This is a genomic window from Sediminibacterium sp. FW305-C-269, from assembly GCF_058231045.1.
Map to the genome: position 1 here is coordinate 230,763 of NZ_JBIQXQ010000002.1, position 21,836 is coordinate 252,598.

The 21,836-nt window shown below is 47.1% G+C and carries 18 protein-coding genes; 10 read left to right on the forward strand and 8 right to left on the reverse strand.

The features are described from left to right. The first annotated feature begins 28 nt into the window (after nt 1-28). Complete coding sequence (locus ACH3Y6_RS06390) at nt 29-1,291, forward strand: MFS transporter (RefSeq protein ID WP_490834765.1); 1,263 nt, start codon at nt 29-31, stop codon at nt 1,289-1,291. 36 nt (nt 1,292-1,327) lie between these two features. Next, nucleotides 1,328-2,377, forward strand: coding sequence for a glycosyltransferase family 9 protein (locus ACH3Y6_RS06395; RefSeq protein ID WP_490834766.1), 1,050 nt, complete (start codon nt 1,328-1,330; stop codon nt 2,375-2,377). Nucleotides 2,378-2,477: 100 nt separating this feature from the next. Here the strand turns inward: ACH3Y6_RS06395 and ACH3Y6_RS06400 are convergent, their stop codons facing one another. From ACH3Y6_RS06400 to ACH3Y6_RS06435, 8 genes are all read right to left on the reverse strand, one after another. Continuing rightward, nucleotides 2,478-4,901 (reverse strand): TonB-dependent receptor domain-containing protein, encoded by a 2,424-nt coding sequence (locus ACH3Y6_RS06400; RefSeq protein ID WP_490834767.1) that lies wholly within the window; start codon nt 4,899-4,901, stop codon nt 2,478-2,480. A 193-nt stretch (nt 4,902-5,094) separates the two neighbouring features. After that, nucleotides 5,095-6,024, reverse strand: coding sequence for a malate dehydrogenase (gene mdh / locus ACH3Y6_RS06405; RefSeq protein ID WP_490834768.1), 930 nt, complete (start codon nt 6,022-6,024; stop codon nt 5,095-5,097). A 78-nt stretch (nt 6,025-6,102) separates the two neighbouring features. After that, a complete protein-coding gene (locus tag ACH3Y6_RS06410) occupies nt 6,103-6,618 on the reverse strand; it encodes a TlpA family protein disulfide reductase (RefSeq protein WP_490834769.1) in 516 nt (171 codons plus the stop codon). Between the two features lie 27 nt (nt 6,619-6,645). After that, nucleotides 6,646-7,431: an ABC transporter ATP-binding protein gene (locus ACH3Y6_RS06415; protein WP_490834770.1), complete on the reverse strand. Its 786-nt coding sequence runs from the start codon at nt 7,429-7,431 to the stop codon at nt 6,646-6,648. Nucleotides 7,432-7,487: 56 nt separating this feature from the next. Continuing rightward, nucleotides 7,488-8,702, reverse strand: coding sequence for a diaminopimelate decarboxylase (gene lysA, locus ACH3Y6_RS06420; protein ID WP_490834771.1), 1,215 nt, complete (start codon nt 8,700-8,702; stop codon nt 7,488-7,490). A gap of 143 nt (nt 8,703-8,845) precedes the next feature. Further along, nucleotides 8,846-9,625: an SMC-Scp complex subunit ScpB gene (gene scpB, locus ACH3Y6_RS06425; RefSeq protein ID WP_490834772.1), complete on the reverse strand. Its 780-nt coding sequence runs from the start codon at nt 9,623-9,625 to the stop codon at nt 8,846-8,848. Between the two features lie 123 nt (nt 9,626-9,748). Then, entirely contained in the window at nt 9,749-10,630 is an 882-nt protein-coding gene (gene atpG, locus ACH3Y6_RS06430) for an ATP synthase F1 subunit gamma (RefSeq protein WP_490834773.1), read from the reverse strand. A 247-nt stretch (nt 10,631-10,877) separates the two neighbouring features. Further along, nucleotides 10,878-11,486, reverse strand: coding sequence for a DUF6992 family protein (locus ACH3Y6_RS06435; RefSeq protein WP_490834774.1), 609 nt, complete (start codon nt 11,484-11,486; stop codon nt 10,878-10,880). Nucleotides 11,487-11,663: 177 nt separating this feature from the next. Between ACH3Y6_RS06435 and secA the strand changes: the two genes are divergently transcribed. From secA to ACH3Y6_RS06475, 8 genes are all read left to right on the forward strand, one after another. After that, nucleotides 11,664-14,969: a preprotein translocase subunit SecA gene (gene secA, locus ACH3Y6_RS06440; RefSeq protein ID WP_490834775.1), complete on the forward strand. Its 3,306-nt coding sequence runs from the start codon at nt 11,664-11,666 to the stop codon at nt 14,967-14,969. Between the two features lie 93 nt (nt 14,970-15,062). After that, nucleotides 15,063-15,419, forward strand: a complete 357-nt coding sequence (locus tag ACH3Y6_RS06445; RefSeq protein WP_490834776.1) for a four helix bundle protein — start codon at nt 15,063-15,065, stop codon at nt 15,417-15,419. 51 nt (nt 15,420-15,470) lie between these two features. Continuing rightward, nucleotides 15,471-16,142: a deoxyribose-phosphate aldolase gene (deoC, locus tag ACH3Y6_RS06450; protein WP_490834777.1), complete on the forward strand. Its 672-nt coding sequence runs from the start codon at nt 15,471-15,473 to the stop codon at nt 16,140-16,142. A gap of 27 nt (nt 16,143-16,169) precedes the next feature. Then, complete coding sequence (locus ACH3Y6_RS06455) at nt 16,170-16,604, forward strand: SPOR domain-containing protein (protein ID WP_490834778.1); 435 nt, start codon at nt 16,170-16,172, stop codon at nt 16,602-16,604. Between the two features lie 6 nt (nt 16,605-16,610). Continuing rightward, nucleotides 16,611-17,786, forward strand: coding sequence for a M20 metallopeptidase family protein (locus ACH3Y6_RS06460; RefSeq protein ID WP_490834779.1), 1,176 nt, complete (start codon nt 16,611-16,613; stop codon nt 17,784-17,786). Between the two features lie 79 nt (nt 17,787-17,865). Beyond that, nucleotides 17,866-18,243: an ORF6N domain-containing protein gene (locus ACH3Y6_RS06465; RefSeq protein ID WP_490834780.1), complete on the forward strand. Its 378-nt coding sequence runs from the start codon at nt 17,866-17,868 to the stop codon at nt 18,241-18,243. A 287-nt stretch (nt 18,244-18,530) separates the two neighbouring features. Continuing rightward, nucleotides 18,531-20,873, forward strand: a complete 2,343-nt coding sequence (locus tag ACH3Y6_RS06470; protein WP_490834781.1) for an NADP-dependent malic enzyme — start codon at nt 18,531-18,533, stop codon at nt 20,871-20,873. A gap of 100 nt (nt 20,874-20,973) precedes the next feature. Next, complete coding sequence (locus ACH3Y6_RS06475) at nt 20,974-21,711, forward strand: MlaE family ABC transporter permease (RefSeq protein ID WP_490834782.1); 738 nt, start codon at nt 20,974-20,976, stop codon at nt 21,709-21,711. Nucleotides 21,712-21,836: the final 125 nt, after the last annotated feature.

The window sequence follows — 21,836 nt, forward strand, 5'->3', positions numbered from 1 at the left end:
GGATGAGATGATTTGCTAAAACCGATATATGTCTGGAAAAAAGTTTGGGATCTTCTCTGTGCCGGTAATTGTGGCGGCTCTTGGGTATTTTGTAGATATCTATGACCTGCTGCTGTTTACCATTGTACGGGAACCCAGTTTGCAGGGCATTGGCATTGTATTGACCGATAAGGCGCAGGTGATTGCGGCCAGTACCCGTATCATCAACTGGCAGATGGTTGGTCTGCTGATTGGTGGTGTGATCTGGGGAACCATCGGTGATAAAAAAGGAAGACTCAGTGTTTTGTTCGGTTCGATCGCCTTATACTCCATTGCCAATTTCTTAACGGGATATGTACAAACCGTTGATCAGTATGCGTGGGCACGGTTTGTGGCTGGCGTGGGTCTGGCAGGTGAACTCGGTGCCGGCATTACATTGGTCAGCGAGTTGCTGCCCAAAGAAAAAAGGGGCGTGGGTACTTCGCTGGTGGCTGGTATCGGGCTGTTTGGGGCTGTATTCGCCTATTTCATTTATAAAGGAACGAATGATTGGCGTCTTTGCTATAAAATAGGAGGGGGGTTGGGAATTGTATTGCTGCTGTTACGTATCTCTGTGGCAGAGAGCGGCATGTTCCACCAGGTGAAACAGCAGGCGGGGGTGCAGCGCGGTAATTTCCTGATGTTCTTTACCAATAAAAAAAGATTCAAAAAATATTTTCTGGCCATACTCATCGGTTTGCCCACCTGGTATGTTATCGGAATCCTGGTGAACCTGAGTAACCGTTTTGCAGGGGAATTGTATGGCGAGAACCATGTTGAAAGCGGCCGGGCCATCATGTATGCCTATGTAGGGATTGCAGTGGGTGATATTTTGATAGGGCTTGTAAGTCAGTATTTCAAGAGCCGCAAAAAAGCTTTGTTATGCTTTTTCATCCTTTGCATGTTGTCGCTGGTGCTTTTCTTCAGCGCCTTTAATAATAACGATACCCGCATGTATGCCATCTGTGCCATGTTGGGTTTCAGTACGGGTTTCTGGGCCATTTTTATCACTATGGGGGCCGAACAGTTTGGAACCAACCTGCGTGCTACTGCTGCAACCACCATTCCCAATATGGTTCGCGGAGCCTTGCCGCTGATCAACCTGATGTTCCTGGACCTGTTCCAGAAAACTTGGGGTTGGGGGTTGATCCAGAGCGGTATCATTACCGGTGTGGTGGTGATGAGTATCACGATTGTTGCTTTCTATTTTACAGAAGAGACCTTTCATAAGGACCTGAATTACGTAGAAACCGAGTACCCCCTGACGCCCTGAGCCCTGGTGGTTTAATTAAAGTATCTTTGCCCCATCATGTCTGGCGATCATCACGAAGAATGGAAATCAACTGCAGACTCATCTCCGGGTGAGTCCGGGCGTAAATTCCTCATTATCCGTTTTTCTTCTATCGGAGATATCGTACTCACTTCACCGGTGATCCGGTGTTTGAAACAACAGGTTCCGGGTGCGCAAGTACATTTTCTCACCAAGGAAAGTTTTCGTGGCCTCGTTAGCAATAACCCTTATGTAGATAAAGTGCAGGTATTGGGTGCCAGTTGGGACCTGATGATGCACCAACTGGCATACGAGGAATATGATTACATTATTGACCTCCACCATAACCTGAGGACACTGCGTATCAAACGCGCTCTAGCGACTGCCAGATCTTTTTCCTTTAATAAACTGAATATTGAAAAGTGGTTGTTCACTGCTTTCAAAATAAACAGGCTGCCGGATCTGCATATTGTAGATCGTTACCTCGATACCCTGAAAAGTTTCGACGTGGTGAATGATGGGAAGGGGCTGGATTATTTTCTGCCTGAAAAAGACAAGGTGACAGCGAAGGACCTGCCCGCCTCTCACCTGTTCGGTTATGTTGGTGTGGTGATCGGTGCAGCGCTGGCAACCAAAAAACTGCCGGTGCATAAACTGAAAGAATTGTGTGCACAGATACATTACCCCATCGTTTTATTGGGAGGCCCGGAAGATAGGGCTGCCGGGGAAGAGATCGTTGCGGTGGATCCTGTCAAGGTTTATAATGCTTGTGGCAAGTTCAGCCTGAACGAGAGTGCCGATCTTGTACATCGGGCACACCTCGTGATCACACATGATACCGGATTGATGCATATTGCCGCAGCCTTTAAAAAGCCGATTGTGAGCGTTTGGGGAAATACCGTACCTGAATTTGGAATGGGACCCTATTACGGTATTGAAATGGTCAGCAGCGAGTTATCCGAAGTAGCCGGACTCAGCTGCCGCCCCTGCAGTAAGATCGGATATAAGAAATGCCCCAAGGGCCATTTTAGCTGTATGGAGCGGCAGGACCTGACCCATCTGAGTTCACTTGTGAAAAAATATCTCTGATATAAGATGGCTTCCGGAAAGCCCATCTGTATGTTTCAAAAAAGATCCCCCTGAATTGCTTCAGAGGGACCGATTCAAAACTCAACTGCTATATCAACTGTTATTTTATTCGCTTGCTTTCGCTTTCAAGACCTGTCTGGCGCTGACGGGCCGCTTTTACCTGGTTGCTTCCAAAACGATAGGTGAAGTTTACCCGAACTGTCTGGCTTTCCCAGGCTCCACGGCCTTTGATATACAGTCCGCCAAAATCACTCAGGGATCTCCATGGATTGGTATGAAAGATATCGGTGGCTGTCACTTTGATCGTTGCTTTCTTCTGCATCAGCTGTTTCTGGAAGCCGATGTCGATACCACCCTGTGATTTTGTTTTCCAGGTAGCGCCCCAGATAGAAGGCCCGCTGAACCATCCGCTCAGTTCGGCACTCCAGTCTTTACCCAGAGTGAAGGTCTGCTGCATGTAGGCACCATACAAAGGGATCTCGGTATGCACATCTTTGGTACCTACTTTACCGTTGAATATCTGGTAGTTGTACCAAACATTTGCATAACCGTTCCACCACTTGGCTATTGGCAGGGGAGAGCCAATGCTGAAGCTGATGATCTGCTGCGTGGCCAGATTCTGCTGCTGCAGGAAGGTGGCATTGCCGGCCGTATCAGTGATCTGAGTGGCGTAGTCTTTTACATGGCTGTAACCAACTGTGGTATTGATGGCCGACTTGAATGTATGTGTAAGCTCAATATTATTGGTGTATTGCGGGCGTAAGAAAGCATTCCCCTTCTCATAGGTCAGTTCATCCAGTTTGTTCTCAAATGGGTTCAGGTCCTGGTAACTTGGCCTGTCGATCCTGCGGCTATAAGTCAGGTTCAACGTATTCTTCTGGTTCACAGTCCAGGTGATGGCTGCGCTTGGGAACAGGTTGATATAATTTCTTTTCACAGTATTGTCGGACTGAATGATGCCATCTGCACGGGTCAATTCACCCTTGCTATTGGTTTGTTCCGCACGTAAGCCGGTCTGAATGCTCCACTTATCGTTGAACTTACGCTGGTAATTGATATAAGCTGCATTTACATTTTCTGTATAGGCGAAGCTGTTGCTGCGGCTCAGCTGTTTTACCGGTGCACCATTCACATCATTGAAGAAGTCGAAGGTGTTGATCGTTTTTACGTATGAGAACTTGGCCCCATATCCCAGTTTACCTTTCCATTTGTTTTGCTCTACATCAATTTTAGAAGTGTAGATGTCAATATCGGTAGGGGTATAGTTGCGGTTGATCACCTGGTACAGGAGCGCGCCGTTCTGATCCAGGTAATTGTTAGGCTGGTAACTGCGGCCAACACCACGGAACAGTCCGTAGTCAGCATCCACATTGATCTCCAGGCCACTGGTATCTGCATACCGGTAATTCAGGTTGGCATTGACATTGGTACGGCTGCCAGGAATAGCATTAGCGGCTTTCAGACTTTTTACAAACTGGTTGCTGGGCTGATAGTACACGCCTGTAACGCTGTTATTGGTCCATTCTGAGTTGCCAAAACTGCTTGTTACCAATGCTCCCAATGTGCTTTTACTGTTGATGAAATAATCGGCACCTGCTTTCAGGTTCAGATTCTTATTGTAATTGGCATTGATGCTGTGCTGGTCATAGATGGAATCTTTCTGTATGCGATACAGGCTGAGATCATTCTCATATCTGCCAATATTACCGCTTACATTGCTGAACAGGTTTACATATTTATCTCGATAGTTCAGGTTAACGGAGCCATTACCTTTAGGGGTGATACCTTGTGTAAAACCGGCACTTACACTGCCATTTGTTCCGAATTTCCGGTTCTTTTTCAAGCGGATATTGATGATACCCGCATTACCGCTGGCATCATATTTGGCGCTCGGGTTACTGATCATCTCTATCGCTTCTACATCGTTGCTGTTGATGCCTTTGAGATAAGCTGCCAGGTCTTTGCTGTTCATCTGTGTGGGTTTGCCATCGATGTAGATCTTGACCCCGGTCTTTCCCTTCATGGAGATATTATCATTGTTATCTACTTGTATGCCAGGACTTTTTTGCAGTAACTCCAACGCATTACTTCCTGTGGCATTGATGCTGCTTTCAACATTGAAGACGGTCTTATCTGCTTTGATCTCGATCAGAGGTTTACGTGAAACCACGGTTACGTCCTGCAGTTTTTTGGCTGCCACTATTAGTGAGGCTGCAGGTGCCTGGAAACTTTGTCCGTCCTGGAGATCAAAAATTTCTGAATATTTCATTTCATAACCTATGAGGTTATAACTGAGCAGGAATTTTCCTGTTCTTGCTGAACTGATCTGGTATTTACCATCCGTATCTGTGATATCCGCTTTTACCAGGCTGCTGTCTTTTGCCTGTAACAGGGATACGCTTACCGCCTGTAACCCTTTGCCGGTATTGTCTGTTACGCTACCGCTGACCGTAATGCCGCTCTGTGTAAAACCGGTTGAGGTCAGGGCGAGTGTCATTATGGCTATTAATCCGAGTTGTTTCATAAGAAGGGTTGTTGTTTTGAGCTTATGTGACGCAAAGGACTTTGAAATGTTACAGTAAAAAGATGTGATTAAGGATGAGCTGTGTTAATCGACGGATAAACGGCAGAAAAATCCGGACAAAAAAAACCGGCAGATTTTTTCTGCCGGTTCCTGTTTTCATTGTGCTGTTTTCAATCACATATTCGTGTGATTCCTATAAGGTCTTCAATACATCGTTCATGCTTCGTACTGCATCAGCGCTCTTGTTGAAAGCGGCCTGTTCTTCTGCATTCAGACCAAAATCAACGATCTTCTCCCAGCCGTTGCGGCCAATGACTACCGGAACGCCCAGACAGATGTCTTTCTGTCCGTATTCGCCATCGAGGCTTACGCAGCAGGTGAACAGTTTCTTTTCATCACGCACAATGCTCTCTACCAGGGCAGCTCCGGCGGCACCAGGTGCATACCAGGCAGAAGTGCCGAGTAATTTGGTAAGGGTAGCACCACCTACCATGGTATCTGCCACGATCTGTTTCTGCTGTTCTTCGCTCAGGAACTTGCTAACGGGAACGCTGTTCCAGGTTGCCATGCGAATCAGTGGGATCATGGTTGTATCACCGTGACCACCCACTACTACTGCGTTCAGGTCGGCAGGGCTGCAACCGAGGTGCTGGCTCAATTGATATTTGAAACGGGCACTGTCGAGTGTACCACCCATACCGATGATACGGTTTTTGGGTAAGCCGGTAGACTGCAGGGCCAGGTAGGTCATGGTGTCCATCGGGTTGCTGATCACGATGATGATAGCATCGGGTGAATATTTCAGGATATTTTCTGTAACGCCCTTTACAATTCCTGCATTGGTGCCGATCAGTTCTTCACGGGTCATGCCGGGTTTACGGGGCAAACCGGAAGTGATCACCACTACGTCAGATTTCGCTGTTTTGGAGTAATCATTGGTGCTGCCGGAAATGCGTGTATCAAAACCGAGCAGGGCAGCGGTCTGCATCATGTCCTGTGCTTTACCTTCTGCAAAACCTTCTTTGATATCCAATAAAACCAGTTCATCCGCCAGTTGGGCACGGGCAATATTATCGGCACAGGTAGCACCTACGGCACCGGCACCTACAACAGTTACTTTCATAAAAAAGGGTATTTAAATGAGGAATTTTTTACGCTGCAAAGGTAGGGGTAACAGGGATGGAATGGTGCAAAAAACACATTAATTCCGGTTCACCAGTGCTACCAGGCCGGCTGCATCAGGAACAGGGGTATTTTCAGTGTCGAACACAGATTCAAGCAGGCCGTTTTTATCATATACGGCAAGGAACGGGGTATATTTTACCCGGTAGAATGCCGGAACAAAATACTTAGGGTCCCTGCCGATACGTACATTGGGAAAACGCTCCAGACCGTAGTATGCAGCAAAACCTTTGATGTCTTCCAGTGGTTTGTAGGCAATGAATACGAAAAACGCGTTCTTAAGGCTGTCCATGTGCTGTACAATGTCTTTGGCTTCTTCCTGGCAATGTCCGCAATCAGGTGAAAAATAGATGAGGATGGTACGATTGTACTTAGGCAACTGCTCTTTGGTAAACCAGGTGCTGTCTGTAAGCTGGATCGTGAAAGCCGGGATCGTGGGATCTTTTTTATAGGGCGCCTGATTGTCTGGTTTACCCTGGGCATATAAAGTGCTGCCAGTCAGTATCAAAAGCAGAAAAAAGACCACCTGTTTCATATCCCTTTGTTTCTAGGTAAGACCTGGTTATTTATTTTTTTGCGTATCGCCGGCTTCCATCATTCGCATCTGTTTCGCATCCTGCAGGAATTCTGAAGCGAAGATGAAGTTATTCAACAGCTCATCCTTACTGAAAATGATATCCTTATTGCTTCCTTCCCATTGTTTGCGGCCCTGGTGCAGGTACACGATGTGGTCCCCGATCTCCATTACACTGTTCATGTCGTGAGACACCACTACGGTAGTGATATTGTATTCGCGTGTGATTTCCAGGATGAGCTTATCGATCACCATGGAGGTTTGTGGGTCAAGACCTGAGTTGGGCTCGTCGCAGAACAGGTATTTGGGATTCAATACGATGGCACGGGCAATACCTACCCTTTTTTTCATGCCACCACTGATCTCGGAAGGGTAACGTTTGTGGGCATCTACCAGGTTTACGCGGGCAAGCACTTCATCAGCCCGTTTCTTTTTCTGGGCCAGTGTCCAGTTGGTGAACATATCCAGCGGGAACAATACGTTCTGTTCCACCGTCATCGAATCAAAGAGTGCCGTTCCCTGGAACAGCATGCCGATCTGCTGGCGAAGCATTTTGCGCTGTTCATTATCCATCATCAGCATTTCCTCGCCATTATACAGGATCGAACCTCTTTCGGGACGAAACAAGCCTACCATACATTTGGTGAGTACCGTTTTACCACTGCCGCTGCTACCAATGATCAGGTTGCATTTACCGGCTTCCATAACGGCACTGATCCCGTCCAGGATTACCCGGCCGTTAAATTCTTTGTGTATGTTCTTTATTTCGATCATGCTGGTGCAAGATAACTTTCTTTTTGCCCCCGGAGCAGAAACTAAGGTTAAGCGGTTTATAAAACTGCTACCTGGTTGCGCAGCAGGTCCTCGAATGTGTCTCTGCGGCCGATCAGGTGTGACTGTCCATTAATAACCAGTACCTGTGCCGGTCTGAAGCGGGAATTGTAGTTGCTGCCCATCTCAAAGCCGTAAGCCCCTGCATTGTAGAACACCAGCCGGTCGCCTTCGCGGACCTTGGCAATGGGGCGGTCGGTGGCAAAAGTATCTGTTTCGCAAATGTTGCCTACAACGGTATACGGGTGCCTGGGGGCATCCGGGTTGCTGATGTTTTCTATGCGGTGATAGGCTTCGTAAAACATAGGTCTGATCAGGTGGTTGAATCCACTGTTCACCCCGGCAAAAACGGTGTTGCCGTTTTGTTTCATCACATTCACTTCCGTGATAAAATATCCGCATTCGCTTACCAGGAACTTTCCGGGCTCGAACCAGACTTCAAATTCGCGCTGGTAGGTCTGTTTGAGCCTGTCCAGTACCTCGGCCACTTTTTGTCCCAGCAACGGAACATCTGTACCGGTTTCCCCTTCTTTATAAGGAACCTTGAATCCGCCACCCAGGTCCAGGAAGCGCAGTTCGGGGAAATGTGGAACCAGGTCAAAAAAGATATCGGCTACTTTCATAAACACTTCCACATCCTTGATCTCACTGCCGGTATGGATGTGAAGGCCCGCAATGAACAGATTCTCTTTTTCTACCAGTGACAATATCTGGTCAAGCTGTTCGATAGGGATACCGAACTTGCTCTTTTCATGACCTGTAGATATCTTCAGATTGCCGCCAGCCATGATATTGGGGCGAAGACGTATGCCTACGGGATAGGAGTGACCGTATTTTTTCCCGAATTTCTCCAGGTTGCTAAGGCTGTCGATATTCACATTCACGCCCAGCGTCACCGCTTCTTCAATTTCGCTGAAAGCAATGCCATTGCTGGTGTAGAGCACATTATCCCTGTCAAAACCGGCGTGTAAGGCCAGTTTTACCTCGTTGATGGAGCTGCAGTCTATATTGCAACCCAATGAACGGATATGTTTCAGGATATTGATATTGGTCAATGCCTTACTGGCATAGAAAAATCGGGTGGGGCACAGATTGAATGCCTGTTTCAGTTTGCCGAACTGTTCAGTAATCTTTTCTGCATGGTATACATACACGGGAGTGCCATACTCATTGGCGATCTGGTTCAGTTGCTCGTTTGATAGGGATGTAGACATGTTGCGTATCGGGGAATTTTGAAACCTGTCCGCCAACAGGCTGTTTGGAAATAGGGGCGCCTGTTTGGCCACAGGCATTCTGGGGAATTCTGAAAAGGATGTAGCAGCTTCAGCTGTTCCTTCCCTGTACCAAAATTCAGAAATTATTCCGGTGTGTCTTCGTTGTTCTCCGGTTCTTCTGTATTGTCTTCCTCAGTGCCGGTCTCCTTCTCTTCTTCTGTATGTTCGATGATCAGTTCCCCGTCTTCGTTCACAGCAATAGCAGATATGTCACCTTCTTCGCCGGGCAGGATTTCCTGTTCCTCGGCTACGGTATCGGCCACATGCTGGTCTGTAAAGTCTTCCGGGTTGATGATCGTACCTTCTACGATCTGATCGGCCAGTACCTCTTTGATCTTGGGCAGATCGGCTGCTGAGTTGATACCGAAATAGTCCATGAAATTCTTGGAAGTGGAATATACCAGCGGTTTACCCGGCATGTTTTCATTACGGCCACTGATGAGTACCAGTTCTTTTTCCAGTAATTTCTGGATGCTGTAATCGCTGTTCACCCCGCGGATGGCTTCGATCTCGCCCTTGGTAATGGGTTGTTTGTATGCAATAATGGCCAGTGTTTCGAGGGCCGCATTGGACAAACGTTTCAGGAATTTATCACCGTTCAATTGGGCGATGGTGGCATGATATGTGGCTTTGGTCAGGAACTGCCAGCCCCCACCGCTTTGTTTCACCTCGAAAGGGTAGAATTCAGAATCATATTTTTCACGGATACCTTCCAATGCGCTTTCCACCTGGTCAAGTGTTACTCTTTCTTCCAGGAAACCGAAAGTGTTGTTGATCAGCTCAACAATGTCCAGTGACGACAATGGTTTTTCGCTGGCGAAAATAAGTACCTCTATATGTGGTATGATCTGGCTGATTTCCATGGTTAGAACAAAATTTGAGAATATGCTGATTTGAAAATAGGAAAATGGGAAGCAATGATAAGTAAAATGCACCTCTGTCAGGCCATATTTTCAAATTAGCCTGTTTTCAAATTTTCAAATTGACTATCCCTGCAATGCGGCGGCACCACTTACGATCTCGGTAAGTTCGGTAGTAATGGCTGCCTGTCTTGCACGGTTGTAGCTGATCTTAAGTGATTTCAGTAATTCATTGGCGTTCTCGCTGGCCTTATCCATCGCGGTCATACGGGCACCGTGTTCACTGGCGTTACCGTCCAGAACGGCTTTGTATAACTGGGTATTCAGGATCTTGGGCATCAGTTCTGCGATCAGTTCTTCCTTGGCCGGCTCAAAAATGAAGTCGGATTTTTTGGCACCCGCTTTTTTCGGGGTTTTCGGGATCGGCAGGAAGGCTTCTGCCACAAAACGCTGGGTAGCGGCATTCCTGAACTCGCTATATACGATCTCCACTGCATCGAATTCCTTGTTTTCAAAGGCTTTCATGGCTGCCTGGGCAGCTGCCTGTACATTTTCGAAATTCAGGCTCAGGTAAATGTCTTTATAGGTAGCATCGGTTTTGTAACCCGCTTTGGTCATGGCTTCAAATCCTTTTTTGCCAATGTTCCAAACGGTCACATTACCATTCTTATACTGCGTGGCGTATTTTTCGGCAATAGTGCTTTTAGCCAGTTTGATGATGTTGGCATTGTAACCACCGCACAGTCCCCTGTCGCTGGTGATCACGATGAACAGTACTTTCTCTACGGCTCTTTCTTCAGCCAGTTTCAGGCTCATGCTGCCATCCAGGTTGCTGACGATATTGCTCAGCATTTCCTGCAGTTTCTGGGCATAGGGCCTCATCTGTGTGATGGACTCCTGTGCACGGCGTAATTTGGCCGCACTAACCATCTTCATCGCTTTGGTGATCTGCTGGGTGCTTTGTACACTTTTGATGCGGTTACGTACCTCTTTTAACTGTCCTGCCATTTTGTAAAAGTTTCTATTTGATTTGACCCCGGCTTACCGGAAAAGCCCTGCGGCTTTGCTGCTGATCCCAAGGTCTTCTTTTAAGGCTGCAAAAGTAGCAGAATCAGCCTGAAATTCCATTCTCCGGGGCAAAAATCCCCCCGAAGTGGATAAAACGGGGGAATATTGAACGTAGAACAGGCAATTTTGAATGTTGAACGGGGAAGTATCAATCGAAATTCAACATTCCCTGTTCAGCGTTCGATATTCAAAACCGATAGGCCAGTCCCATGCCATTGGGGGTGCTACCCAGTTCCCAGCGGCCGGCATTTTTGTCGAGGATTTTACTGATACGGCGGTTCTCGAAGTATTGGATCAGGTCAAAAACCAATAAAAAACCACCCTGCAGCAGTAAACTGTTGCCATAACCGGTGGCCTGGTCGCTGCTGGTGCGTGCTCCTCTCTCTTTCAGGTACAGTCCGGTGGCTATATAGGCCATATCCAGCCCGGTATTCAATAACAGCAATTTTTCGAGCGTCTGCTGCTCCCGCAGGTTTCGGTTAAGGCTGTGTTCTCCGGCCAGTTGTTTTTTGGCAGCCAGCATGCCGATTCCCGCAATGGCCAGGTTCACGGTATTCCAGTATACGTTCATCCGGTGAAAATACTGGTCGCTGCCCTGGGCATTACCAGCAGAAATATTACCCTGAATAATGTTGGCACCGGCCCAGGCGCCCAGGACCCACATATTGTTTTTCAGCAGTTTTGACCTTTCAATAGCGATCGAGTCCTGAAAATTGACAACAGAATCCTGTAAAGGGCTTTGGGCAGAAGCGGTAAGTCCTGCCAGGGAAAACAAAAGGAAGAATATTCTTTTCATGGGGGCATTTTTCGTTAACTAATTGATAAAGATGTGCCGATCGGGAATTCACGATGGCGCTGCGTTCAAATTCTTTACCTTTGGCGGCTCTCAATCGGGGTGCCAAATTGGCTCAAAATTGTTTTTCGCATCCTTTTTGACTGTTAAAATTTTTCATAATACACCAGACCAAGCGATATGTTGAAATTCATTTCCAAGTTATTCGGGGGCAGTAAGAGTGAGAAAGATGTGCAGCAGATCATGCCCATCGTACTAAAAACCAACCAGTTCTTCCAGCAATACCAGTCGTTGACCAACGATGAGCTCAGGAACAAGACCCAGGAATTCCGTGAACGCATCAAAGCCCACCTGGCTGAGATCGATGCCCGCATAGAAGAACGCAAGCAGGCTGCAGAAGCATTATCGGATGTGGACATCCACGGGCGTGATGCCATTTACCAGGAAGTGGATAAACTGAAAAAAGACCGCGATAAAAAGATCGAAGAAGCTTTGGCTGCAATTCAGCCGGAAGCTTTTGCCGTAGTGAAGGAAACAGCCCGCCGATTCAAGGAAAATACGGAGATCGTGGCTACTGCCACACAGCTTGACCGAGACCTGAGTGTAAAAAAAGATTATATACGTATCAACGGCGACCAGTCTGTTTTCAAGAATACCTGGACCGCAGCCGGTGGTGCCGTTACCTGGAACATGGTGCATTACGATGTGCAGCTGATTGGTGGTAGTGTACTGCATGCGGGAAAGATTGCTGAAATGGCAACGGGTGAGGGTAAAACACTCGTGTCCACCCTGCCTGCCTATTTGAATGCATTGGCCGGAGAAGGCGTACACGTTGTGACCGTGAATGATTACCTGGCACGACGGGACAGTGAGTGGAACGGAACCATTTTTGAATGGCTGGGTCTGCGTGTTGACTGTATCGACAAACACGAACCCAACAGCGAAGCGAGAAGGAATGCTTACCTCGCAGATATCACTTACGGTACCAATAATGAATTTGGTTTTGATTACCTGCGGGATAACATGGTGCATACCCCACAGGAAATGGTACAGCGCAAACATCATTTTGCGATGGTGGATGAGGTTGACTCTGTATTGATTGATGATGCCAGAACACCGTTGATCATTTCAGGTCCGATTGGACAGCAGACGGGTGAGCAGCAATTCTTTGAACTGAAACCCCGTATCGAGAAACTGGTAGATGCCCAGAAAAGGGCTACCAACCATTTTTTGAATGAGGCCAAGAAAAAGATCGCTGAAGGCAATGATGATCCTAAGGATGGCGGACTGGCACTGTTCCGTGCCCATCGTGGTTTGCCCAAGAACAATGCACTGATCAAATACCTGAGTGAGCCCGGTATGCGCGTTAAACTGCAGAAAGCAGAGAACTATTACCTGGCCGATCAGCAACGTGAAATGCCCAAAGCAGACGAGGAGCTTTACTTCTACATTGATGAGAAGAACAATTCGGTGGAACTTACCGATAAAGGTATCCAGCTGATCACCCGTTCCGGTGAAGATCCTAACTTTTTTGTATTGCCCGATATCAGTGTGTCGCTGGCAGCAGTAGATAATAACAGCGCTTTATCTGCAGAAGAAAAACTGCATCAGAAAGAAGCGATCATTAACGAATATTCGGTAAAAGCAGATCGCATTCATACCGTACAGCAGTTGCTGAAAGCATACACCTTGTTCGATAAGGATGTGGAGTATGTAGTGATGGATGGTGGTGTAAAGATCGTGGACGAGCAAACAGGTCGTATCCTGGACGGACGCCGTTATTCTGATGGTCTGCACCAGGCGATAGAAGCCAAAGAAAATGTGAAGATAGAAGCAGCTACACAGACCTATGCAACGGTTACGCTGCAGAACTATTTCCGTATGTACCATAAACTGGCAGGTATGACCGGTACCGCTGAAACCGAAGCGGCAGAGTTGTGGGACATTTATAAATTAGACGTAGTAAGCATCCCCACCAATGTACCGGCCATTCGTAAAGATGAGCAGGACCTGGTGTTCAAAACCAAACGGGAGAAATTCGGTGCGGTGATCGATGAGATCGTGAAACTGGTAGCTGCCGGCCGACCGGTACTCGTAGGTACCACTTCGGTGGAAGTGAGTGAGCTGCTGAGCCGCATGCTGCGCCAAAAGCAGATACCGCATAACGTATTGAACGCAAAACAGCACGCACGTGAGGCACAGATCGTGGCCGAAGCAGGTTTTGCAGGTGCCGTTACGATCGCTACCAATATGGCGGGTCGTGGTACGGATATCAAACTCGGACCTGGTGTAAAAGAAGCCGGCGGTCTCGCGATCCTGGGTACGGAGCGGCATGAGTCGCGCCGTGTGGACAGGCAGTTGCGTGGTCGTGCCGGTCGTCAGGGTGATCCGGGTTCTTCCTTGTTCTTTGTATCGCTGGAAGATGACCTGATGCGTATGTTCGGAAGTGAGCGTATTGCCAAAGTGATGGACTTCGCCGGTTACAAGGAAGGGGAAGTGATCCAGCACAGTATGATCACCAAATCCATCGAGCGGGCGCAGAAAAAAGTGGAAGAGAACAACTTCGGTATCCGGAAGCGTTTGCTGGAATATGATGATGTGATGAATAAACAGCGTACGGTGATCTATACCAAGCGTAACCACGCTTTGTTTGGAGAACGCCTGGCTCTTGACCTGGATAATGCATTGTATTCCGTAGCAGAAGGCCTGGTGAATTCATTTAAGGAGCAGGGCGATCATGAAGGTTTCCGTATGGCGGCCATTGTGAACTTTGGTATCGATACCTCTATCACTGCCGAAGAGCTCGGTAAATTACCGGAACACCAGTTGTCGGAGAAACTTTATAGCGAGGCTGCCGCCAATTATGAGCGCCGCAAGCAGGAGCTGATGGCGCAGGCTGTTCCCGTATTCAAGAACATACGCCAGCAGCAGGGTGCACATATCGAGAACGTGATTGTTCCTTTCACGGACGGCAGAAGGGCAATGCAGGCTTTGTCTAACCTGAATAAAACCATCGAAACCCATGGTGCTGAACTGGTGAACTCGCTGGAAAGAAGTATTACACTAGGTTTCATAGACGATGCATGGAAGGAGCATTTGCGTTCCATGGATGACCTTAAACAGAGTGTGCAGACGGCCACGTATGAACAGAAAGATCCTTTGGTGATCTACAAGATGGAAGCATTTGAACTGTTCCGAAAGATGGATACAGAAGTGAACAGGGATATTGTACAGTTTCTGTGTCATGCCAGTATTCCTTTGAACAGTGGTGATGAACTGAAAGAAGGCCGCCAGGAGAAAACGGATATGAGCCGCATGAATGCCAGCAAGGATGACCTGGATGCGCCTCCGACCGAGAACGATTATTATGACCCTACGCCTGTTAAACAGCAGCCTGTTCATGTAGGCCCCAAGATCGGCAGGAACGATCCATGTCCTTGCGGTAGTGGGAAGAAGTTCAAGGCTTGCCATGGGCGAGAGGCATAATTAATTAGTAGTTAGTAATTCGCATTTTTTGCGGTTTATACTTAATGAAGTGTACAAAGGCGTTTACTATGTTTGATAGTAAACGCCTTTTTTATGTTGCAGCAGAATGTGGTTTTGGATAAGAGTTTCCTCTTTGCTTTGCGAATCGTAAAATTGTATATCTATCTTCGCAGTGAGAAAAAAGAGTACCATCTTTCGGCGCAAATTGTCAGGTCTGGAACATCGATCGGGGCAAATATAGAGGAAGCTACAGATGGATCCTCAAGGATGGACTTTAAAGATAAACTAGACATTGCGTACAAAGAAGCAAGAGAAACCAGATACTGGATCAGGCTATTTAGAGATAGTGATATACTGGATTCACAACTTGCGGGTTCTTTACTGAAGGATTGTGAAGAGCTGATAAAACTCTTAACAGCTATTATTAATACTTTGAAGGCATCTCAATAATAATAATATGGTATGCAACTACTGATTACTAACTACTAATTACTAATTAAAATGAAACTCAATCAATATATCGACCATACAATACTAAAGCCTACAACCTTATTGAGTGATATTGAAAAACTTTGCGCTGAAGCCAGACAATATGGTTTTGCTGCAGTTTGCGTGCCTCCGAATTTTGTAAAAAAGGCAAAAGAACTGACGGAAGGCTCTGCCGTGAAAGTGGCAACAGTGATCGGTTTCCCATTTGGATATTCGGCAGTGGAAGCCAAAATTGCAGAAATTTTACTGGCAATCGTAGATGGAGCCGATGAGCTGGATGTGGTGATCAATATCTCGGCTATTAAAAATAATGACTGGGGATTCCTGGCAGACGAAATCAACCATATTCTGCCAATCGTTCGCAGCAAGGATAAAGTGATCAAGATCATCATTGAAAGCGGGATACTCACAGATGAAGAGATCGTGAAATGTTGTGCCATCTATGGCGCCGCGGGCATCGATTACCTGAAAACCTCGACGGGTTATGCTGAAAAAGGCGCTACCGTGGAAGCGGTACGGTTATTCAGGCAACATTTACCGGCTAATATCGGTATCAAAGCATCGGGGGGCATCCGCGATTACGTATTTGCCAAACAGCTGGTGGATGCCGGAGCCACACGTCTGGGCTGCAGTGCCGGTGTAGCCATTGTAGAGGGGCAACCGGCGGGTGAAAGCGGTTATTAAACAGGAATGTGTAATTTAACGGTACATATGTTGCAAAGAATCATCATACTGATATGGGCGATTATTGGCAGCAGTACTTTGTACGCTGCCGATACCGTTGTGGTAAAAAAAGATCCCCGGCTGGATGTGCTGAGCATTAAACAAATGCAGGCCAACCAGCGGAGCGCCATGATGACACCCAATGGATTGTACCGGGGCTACCGCATCCAGGTGATCAGCACGCCCAGAAGAGATGATGCTTTCAGGAAACGATCAGAACTGCTATCCCGTTTCCCGGACCAGAAAGTATATGTGGTCTTTCAATCGCCTAATTTCAAAGTACGTATCGGTAACTTTCTTAAAAGGGAAGAAGTAGAAAAATTTAAGGCTCAACTGAATAAAATATATCCGCAAGGCGTCTATATAGTGGAAGATGGTGTTGAATATACACTGAAAGAAGACGAGGATATCATTAACCAATAACCGAAAATGTTACAACAAAGAATACAAGAACTTGCCCGCCAGTATGCGGAGGAATTCATTGCCGTTCGGCGACACCTGCATGCTAATCCGGAGTTGAGTTACCAGGAATTTGAGACCAGTAAGTTTGTGCAGGAAAAACTGCGTTCATTCGGAGTACCCTTTGAAGTGAAAGCTACGACCGGTGTACTGGGAATTATTACGGGCAAAAATCCGGATAGCCGGGTGATTGCCCTGCGGGCCGATATGGATGCGCTACCGATTATGGAAGAAAACGAGGTTGCGTATCAATCGAAGAACCCCGGTGTCATGCATGCTTGCGGACATGACGTGCACACGACCATCTTGTTGGGTGCAGCCAAGATATTGCAGGAATTGAAGCAGGAATGGGAGGGTACCATTAAACTGCTGTTTCAGCCGGGTGAGGAAAGAAATCCGGGAGGCGCCAGTTATATGATCAGGGAGGGCGTGCTGGAAAATCCTAAACCGCAGGGTATTTACGGATTGCACGTACATCCTGGCCTGGATCTGGGTAAACTGAGTTTCCGGAAAGGTCGGGTAATGGCCAGTGCGGATGAATTATATATTACGGTGAAAGGCAAAGGCGGTCATGCTGCAGCACCGCATATAACCGTGGATACGATCCTGGTGGCAGCGCAACTGATACAAAGCCTGCAGCAGATCATATCAAGAAATAATAACCCACTTTCTCCTTCAGTGTTGTCTATCTGTTCCATACAAGGAGGCCATACCACGAATGTGATCCCCAGCGAGGTTAAACTTATGGGTACTTTCCGGGCCATGGATGAAACCTGGCGCACCAAAGCTCATGAGCTGATCCGAAACCAGGTAAAAGGCATAGCCGAAGCTACCGGAGCCGAAATAGATCTTCATATTGATATCGGCTACCCCACGGTTGACAATGATTCGGTGCTTACAGAAAAGGGCTGGAAACTGGCAGAAGCCTATATGGGAAAGGAACAGGTGGAAGAAACAGAGATCCGGATGGGTGCCGAGGATTTTGGATTTTATACCCAGGTAATACCGGGTTGTTTCTACCGCCTGGGAGTCAGGAATGAAGCCAAAGGTATCATTCACAACGTACATACGCCCCGGTTTGATATTGATGAGCGGGCCATCGAAACCGGTATGGGTATGATGGCCTGGCTGGGAGCGGCTACTTAGGTATAATTACGCTGTTTTATGGGTGAAAAAACGGTTGCCTTTGATTTGTCAGGAAGCTATTTTTGACAAAATCCTTCCTATGGACATTGAACTGATCCAGGAACGTATCTATTTGATCCGCGGTCAAAAAGTGATGCTAGACTTTGACCTGGCTGCATTGTATGAAGTGGAAGTGAGGCGGCTGAAAGAAGCTGTACGCAGAAACCGATCCCGTTTCCCGGAAGATTTTATGTATGAACTTACCCCGGAAGAATACCGGTTTCTAAGGTCGCAATTTGCGACCTTAGAAACCGGCGGAAGGGAAAAGTATGCCAAGTATGCTCCTTTTGCATTTACCGAACAGGGGATAGCCATGTTGAGTGGTGTACTTCATAATGAGCGTTCCATTGCTATGAATATTTCGATCATGCGGGCTTTGATAGCCATGCGCCGGTTTTATATCAGTATGATGAACTGACAGAACAGATCGTCGATATCAGACGCTCTGTGGCCAATCATAATGAACAGCTTTCCCAGATCTATGATGCTATCGAAAACCTGCTGGATGAAAAGCAGGACCTGCAAACCTGGCGGGAGCGGGAAAGGATCGGTTTCAGACCTTAAATTGCTTATCTTCTTTCCATTCAATATATCGTATTTTTGCCTTTCATGAAGTACGCCCGTTCAGTAGCGAACCGACAGTACAAGTGAGTGACACAACAGGAGTCGACCCGGGTTGTGTTGCCGGTAACCTAAAAAAAATATATGGCCAAACATACAGATCTTCGACGGGAACAGGCCCTGGAATACCATGCCAGCGGACGCCCCGGAAAAATTGAAGTCGTTCCCACCAAAGAAGCCAAAACGCAAAGAGACCTTTCACTTGCATATAGCCCGGGTGTAGCTGAGCCTTGTAAAGAGATTGCATCCAATACAGAAGAAGTGTATAAATACACTGCCAAGGGTAACCTGGTGGCGGTGATCAGTAATGGAACGGCAGTACTGGGCCTGGGTGATATTGGCCCTGAAGCCAGTAAACCCGTGATGGAAGGGAAAGGTGTATTGTTCAAGATCTTCGCTGATATAGATGTGTTCGATATTGAGATCAATGAAAAGGATCCTGAGAAATTTGTCCAGATCGTTAAATCCCTGGAGCCAACGTTTGGCGGCATTAACCTGGAAGACATCAAAGCGCCCGAATGTTTTTATATTGAACAGGAGCTGAGAAAACAAATGAATATCCCGGTAATGCATGATGATCAGCATGGCACAGCGATCATCAGCAGTGCTGCATTACTGAATGCGCTGGAATTACAGAAGAAGAAGATAGAGAAGGTAAGATTTGTGATCAATGGTGCTGGAGCGGCAGCAATGGCTTGCATACAGTTGTACGTGGCTTTGGGTGCACGATACGAGAATTTTATCCTGTTCGATAAAGACGGTGTTTTACACGAAGGCCGGACAGATCTGGGCCCGATCAGGGAGAAATTTGCAGTAAAGAAGAGTGACTGGACCCTGGCTACCGCTTTGAAAGATGCGGATGTGTTCCTGGGCCTGAGTGTCGGTAATGTGGTGACACAGGATATGGTCAGGAGTATGGCGAAAAATCCGATCGTATTTGCTATGGCTAATCCTGACCCTGAGATCACTTATGAAGATGCGACAGCAGTTCGGAAAGACATTATCATGGCTACCGGCCGGACAGATTACCCGAACCAGGTGAACAATGTACTGGGCTTCCCGTACATTTTCCGGGGTGCTTTGGATGTGCGTGCCAGGCAGATCAACGAAGCCATGAAACTGGCGGCGGTGCGTGCATTGGCCGACCTGGCCAAATCGCCTGTGCCGGATATTGTGAACATGGCGTATAACCAGCATAATATGTCGTTCGGTCCCGAATACATCATTCCCAAACCACTTGATCCCAGGTTGTTGGCGACCGTAGCGCCAGCAGTGGCAAAAGCTGCAGTGGAAACGGGTGTGGCGCAAAAAGATATTCCGAATTGGGAGGCTTATACACTGGAACTGAATAAACGCCTGGGACTGGATAACCAACTGATCCGTGTGATTGGTAACAAGGCTAGGAGAGATCCTAAGCGACTGGTATTTGCCGAGGCGGATAACCAGAAGATCCTGAAAGCGGCCAGTATCTTGTATGATGATGGTATTGCTTACCCCATATTGCTGGGTGATCCTGTTAAGATCAACCGGATCGCAGAAGAGAATAATATTGACCTCACGGATATACCGATTATAGATCCGAGAAGTGATGAGATGGAAGCCAAACGTGAGTTTTACAGTGAGTTGTTCTTCCAGAAGCGTCACCGCAAAGGCGTTAACAAATATGAGAGTCTGAAGATCATGAAAGACCGGAACCACTTCGGTTGTATGATGGTAGAAACCGGAGATGCCGATGCGATGCTGTCTGGCCTGACAAAAAATTATGCGGAAGCCATCCGCCCGGCTTTACAGATCATTGGTACGGAAGAAGGCGTGAAAAAGATAGCAGGCATGTATCTATTGCTTACTAAAAAAGGTCCCTTGTTCCTTGCTGATACCACGGTCAATTTCAATCCAACAGCAGAAGAGCTGGCAGATATCACCATGATGGTGGCCAAGGAAGTGCGCAACTTTAACCTGGTACCCCGGATCGCCATGCTGAGTTACAGCAATTTCGGCAGCAGTGATTCGCGGGAGGCCCGGTTGGTGGCAGAAGCTACCCGCATATTGAAACAAAGGAATCCTTCACTGATAGTGGATGGTGAGATGCAGGGAAGCCTGGCTTTCAACAAAGAGATACTGCGTGATAATTATCCCTTCAGTGAGCTGGTGGATGAAGATGTGAATGTGCTTATGTTCCCCAACCTGACATCGGGTAACGTAACCTATAACCTGCTGAAAGAAGTGGGTGGCGCTGATGCGATCGGACCGATATTGCTGGGATTGAAAAAACCGGTACATGTACTGCAATTGGGCAGTACGGTAAGGAGCATTATCAATATGGCATTAGTGGCCGTGGTAGATGCGCAATTGAAATGCCGGATCAATACCGACGAGGTGGTTCAGCGGAGCGCATGGTGGAAGCGCCTGAAAAAGCGTAAAAAATAATTTCACCCGCAACTAATGGAACAAATGGTTACGCATCATAACAAGCAATAATGCAGGGGGCAATTACCAATTACTAATTATTCATTCCTAATTATCCCATATGTCGTTTTTCACACATTTCGGTACTTATCTTCTCATGTTAAAGGGTATGTTCACCAAACCCGAGAATTGGCGTATGTACTGGAAAGAGTTCATGCATCAGTGTGTGGAGATTGGCGTGGGGGCATTACCGATCGTGGTGATCATTTCCCTGTTTCTGGGTGCGGTAACCACCATACAGACCGCTTACCAGCTGGTTAGTCCGCTGGTGCCGCAATCGACCATTGCGCAGATTGTGCGCGATAGTATGATCCTTGAACTGTCCCCTACGGTGGTAAGTATCGTATTGGCGGGTGTGGTAGGCAGTAAGATCGCCAGTGAACTGGGGAATATGCGCATCAGTGAGCAGATCGATGCGCTGGAGATCATGGGTATCAATACCAAGAGTTACCTGATCTTTCCCAAAATACTGGGTTCCCTGGTGGTGATACCTTGCCTGATAATCATTTCGGCGGTATTGGGTATCTGGGGAGGACGTTTTGCGGGTTCATTATCAGGTATCCTGGCTACTGATATCTATGATATCGGCCTTCGACAGAATCTGAACCTTTATAATATCAATTTCGCGTTATACAAATCGTATACGTTTGCGTTCATCCTCAGCAGCATACCTGCTTATTTCGGCTATAATGTAAAAGGCGGTTCTCTGGAGATCGGAAGGGCCAGCACCAGTGCGGTGGTAGTGAGTTGTATCCTCATACTGCTGGCCGATTATGCACTGGCTGCATTGCTGTTGTAAATCCTGTATTAAATTTTTTACTCAAGCCACTACTTGTTACTTTTAAGGTGATAATGGGTATCGATTTTACATGCCACATTTCATTAAAGTACACAGTGTATGAATCCGGGATTTTCATCTTTTCA

Bases quoted from the DNA above. Each gene is read 5' to 3' on its own strand.
- ACH3Y6_RS06390 (WP_490834765.1), top strand. From the start codon at position 29: ATGTCTGGAAAAAAGTTTGGGATCTTCTCTGTGCCGGTAATTGTGGCG.
- ACH3Y6_RS06395 (WP_490834766.1), top strand. From the start codon at position 1,328: ATGTCTGGCGATCATCACGAAGAATGGAAATCAACTGCAGACTCATCT.
- ACH3Y6_RS06400 (WP_490834767.1), bottom strand. From the start codon at position 4,901: ATGAAACAACTCGGATTAATAGCCATAATGACACTCGCCCTGACCTCA.
- mdh (WP_490834768.1), bottom strand. From the start codon at position 6,024: ATGAAAGTAACTGTTGTAGGTGCCGGTGCCGTAGGTGCTACCTGTGCC.
- ACH3Y6_RS06410 (WP_490834769.1), bottom strand. From the start codon at position 6,618: ATGAAACAGGTGGTCTTTTTTCTGCTTTTGATACTGACTGGCAGCACT.
- ACH3Y6_RS06415 (WP_490834770.1), bottom strand. From the start codon at position 7,431: ATGATCGAAATAAAGAACATACACAAAGAATTTAACGGCCGGGTAATC.
- lysA (WP_490834771.1), bottom strand. From the start codon at position 8,702: ATGTCTACATCCCTATCAAACGAGCAACTGAACCAGATCGCCAATGAG.
- scpB (WP_490834772.1), bottom strand. From the start codon at position 9,625: ATGGAAATCAGCCAGATCATACCACATATAGAGGTACTTATTTTCGCC.
- atpG (WP_490834773.1), bottom strand. From the start codon at position 10,630: ATGGCAGGACAGTTAAAAGAGGTACGTAACCGCATCAAAAGTGTACAA.
- ACH3Y6_RS06435 (WP_490834774.1), bottom strand. From the start codon at position 11,486: ATGAAAAGAATATTCTTCCTTTTGTTTTCCCTGGCAGGACTTACCGCT.
- secA (WP_490834775.1), top strand. From the start codon at position 11,664: ATGTTGAAATTCATTTCCAAGTTATTCGGGGGCAGTAAGAGTGAGAAA.
- ACH3Y6_RS06445 (WP_490834776.1), top strand. From the start codon at position 15,063: ATGTTGCAGCAGAATGTGGTTTTGGATAAGAGTTTCCTCTTTGCTTTG.
- deoC (WP_490834777.1), top strand. From the start codon at position 15,471: ATGAAACTCAATCAATATATCGACCATACAATACTAAAGCCTACAACC.
- ACH3Y6_RS06455 (WP_490834778.1), top strand. From the start codon at position 16,170: ATGTTGCAAAGAATCATCATACTGATATGGGCGATTATTGGCAGCAGT.
- ACH3Y6_RS06460 (WP_490834779.1), top strand. From the start codon at position 16,611: ATGTTACAACAAAGAATACAAGAACTTGCCCGCCAGTATGCGGAGGAA.
- ACH3Y6_RS06465 (WP_490834780.1), top strand. From the start codon at position 17,866: ATGGACATTGAACTGATCCAGGAACGTATCTATTTGATCCGCGGTCAA.
- ACH3Y6_RS06470 (WP_490834781.1), top strand. From the start codon at position 18,531: ATGGCCAAACATACAGATCTTCGACGGGAACAGGCCCTGGAATACCAT.
- ACH3Y6_RS06475 (WP_490834782.1), top strand. From the start codon at position 20,974: ATGTCGTTTTTCACACATTTCGGTACTTATCTTCTCATGTTAAAGGGT.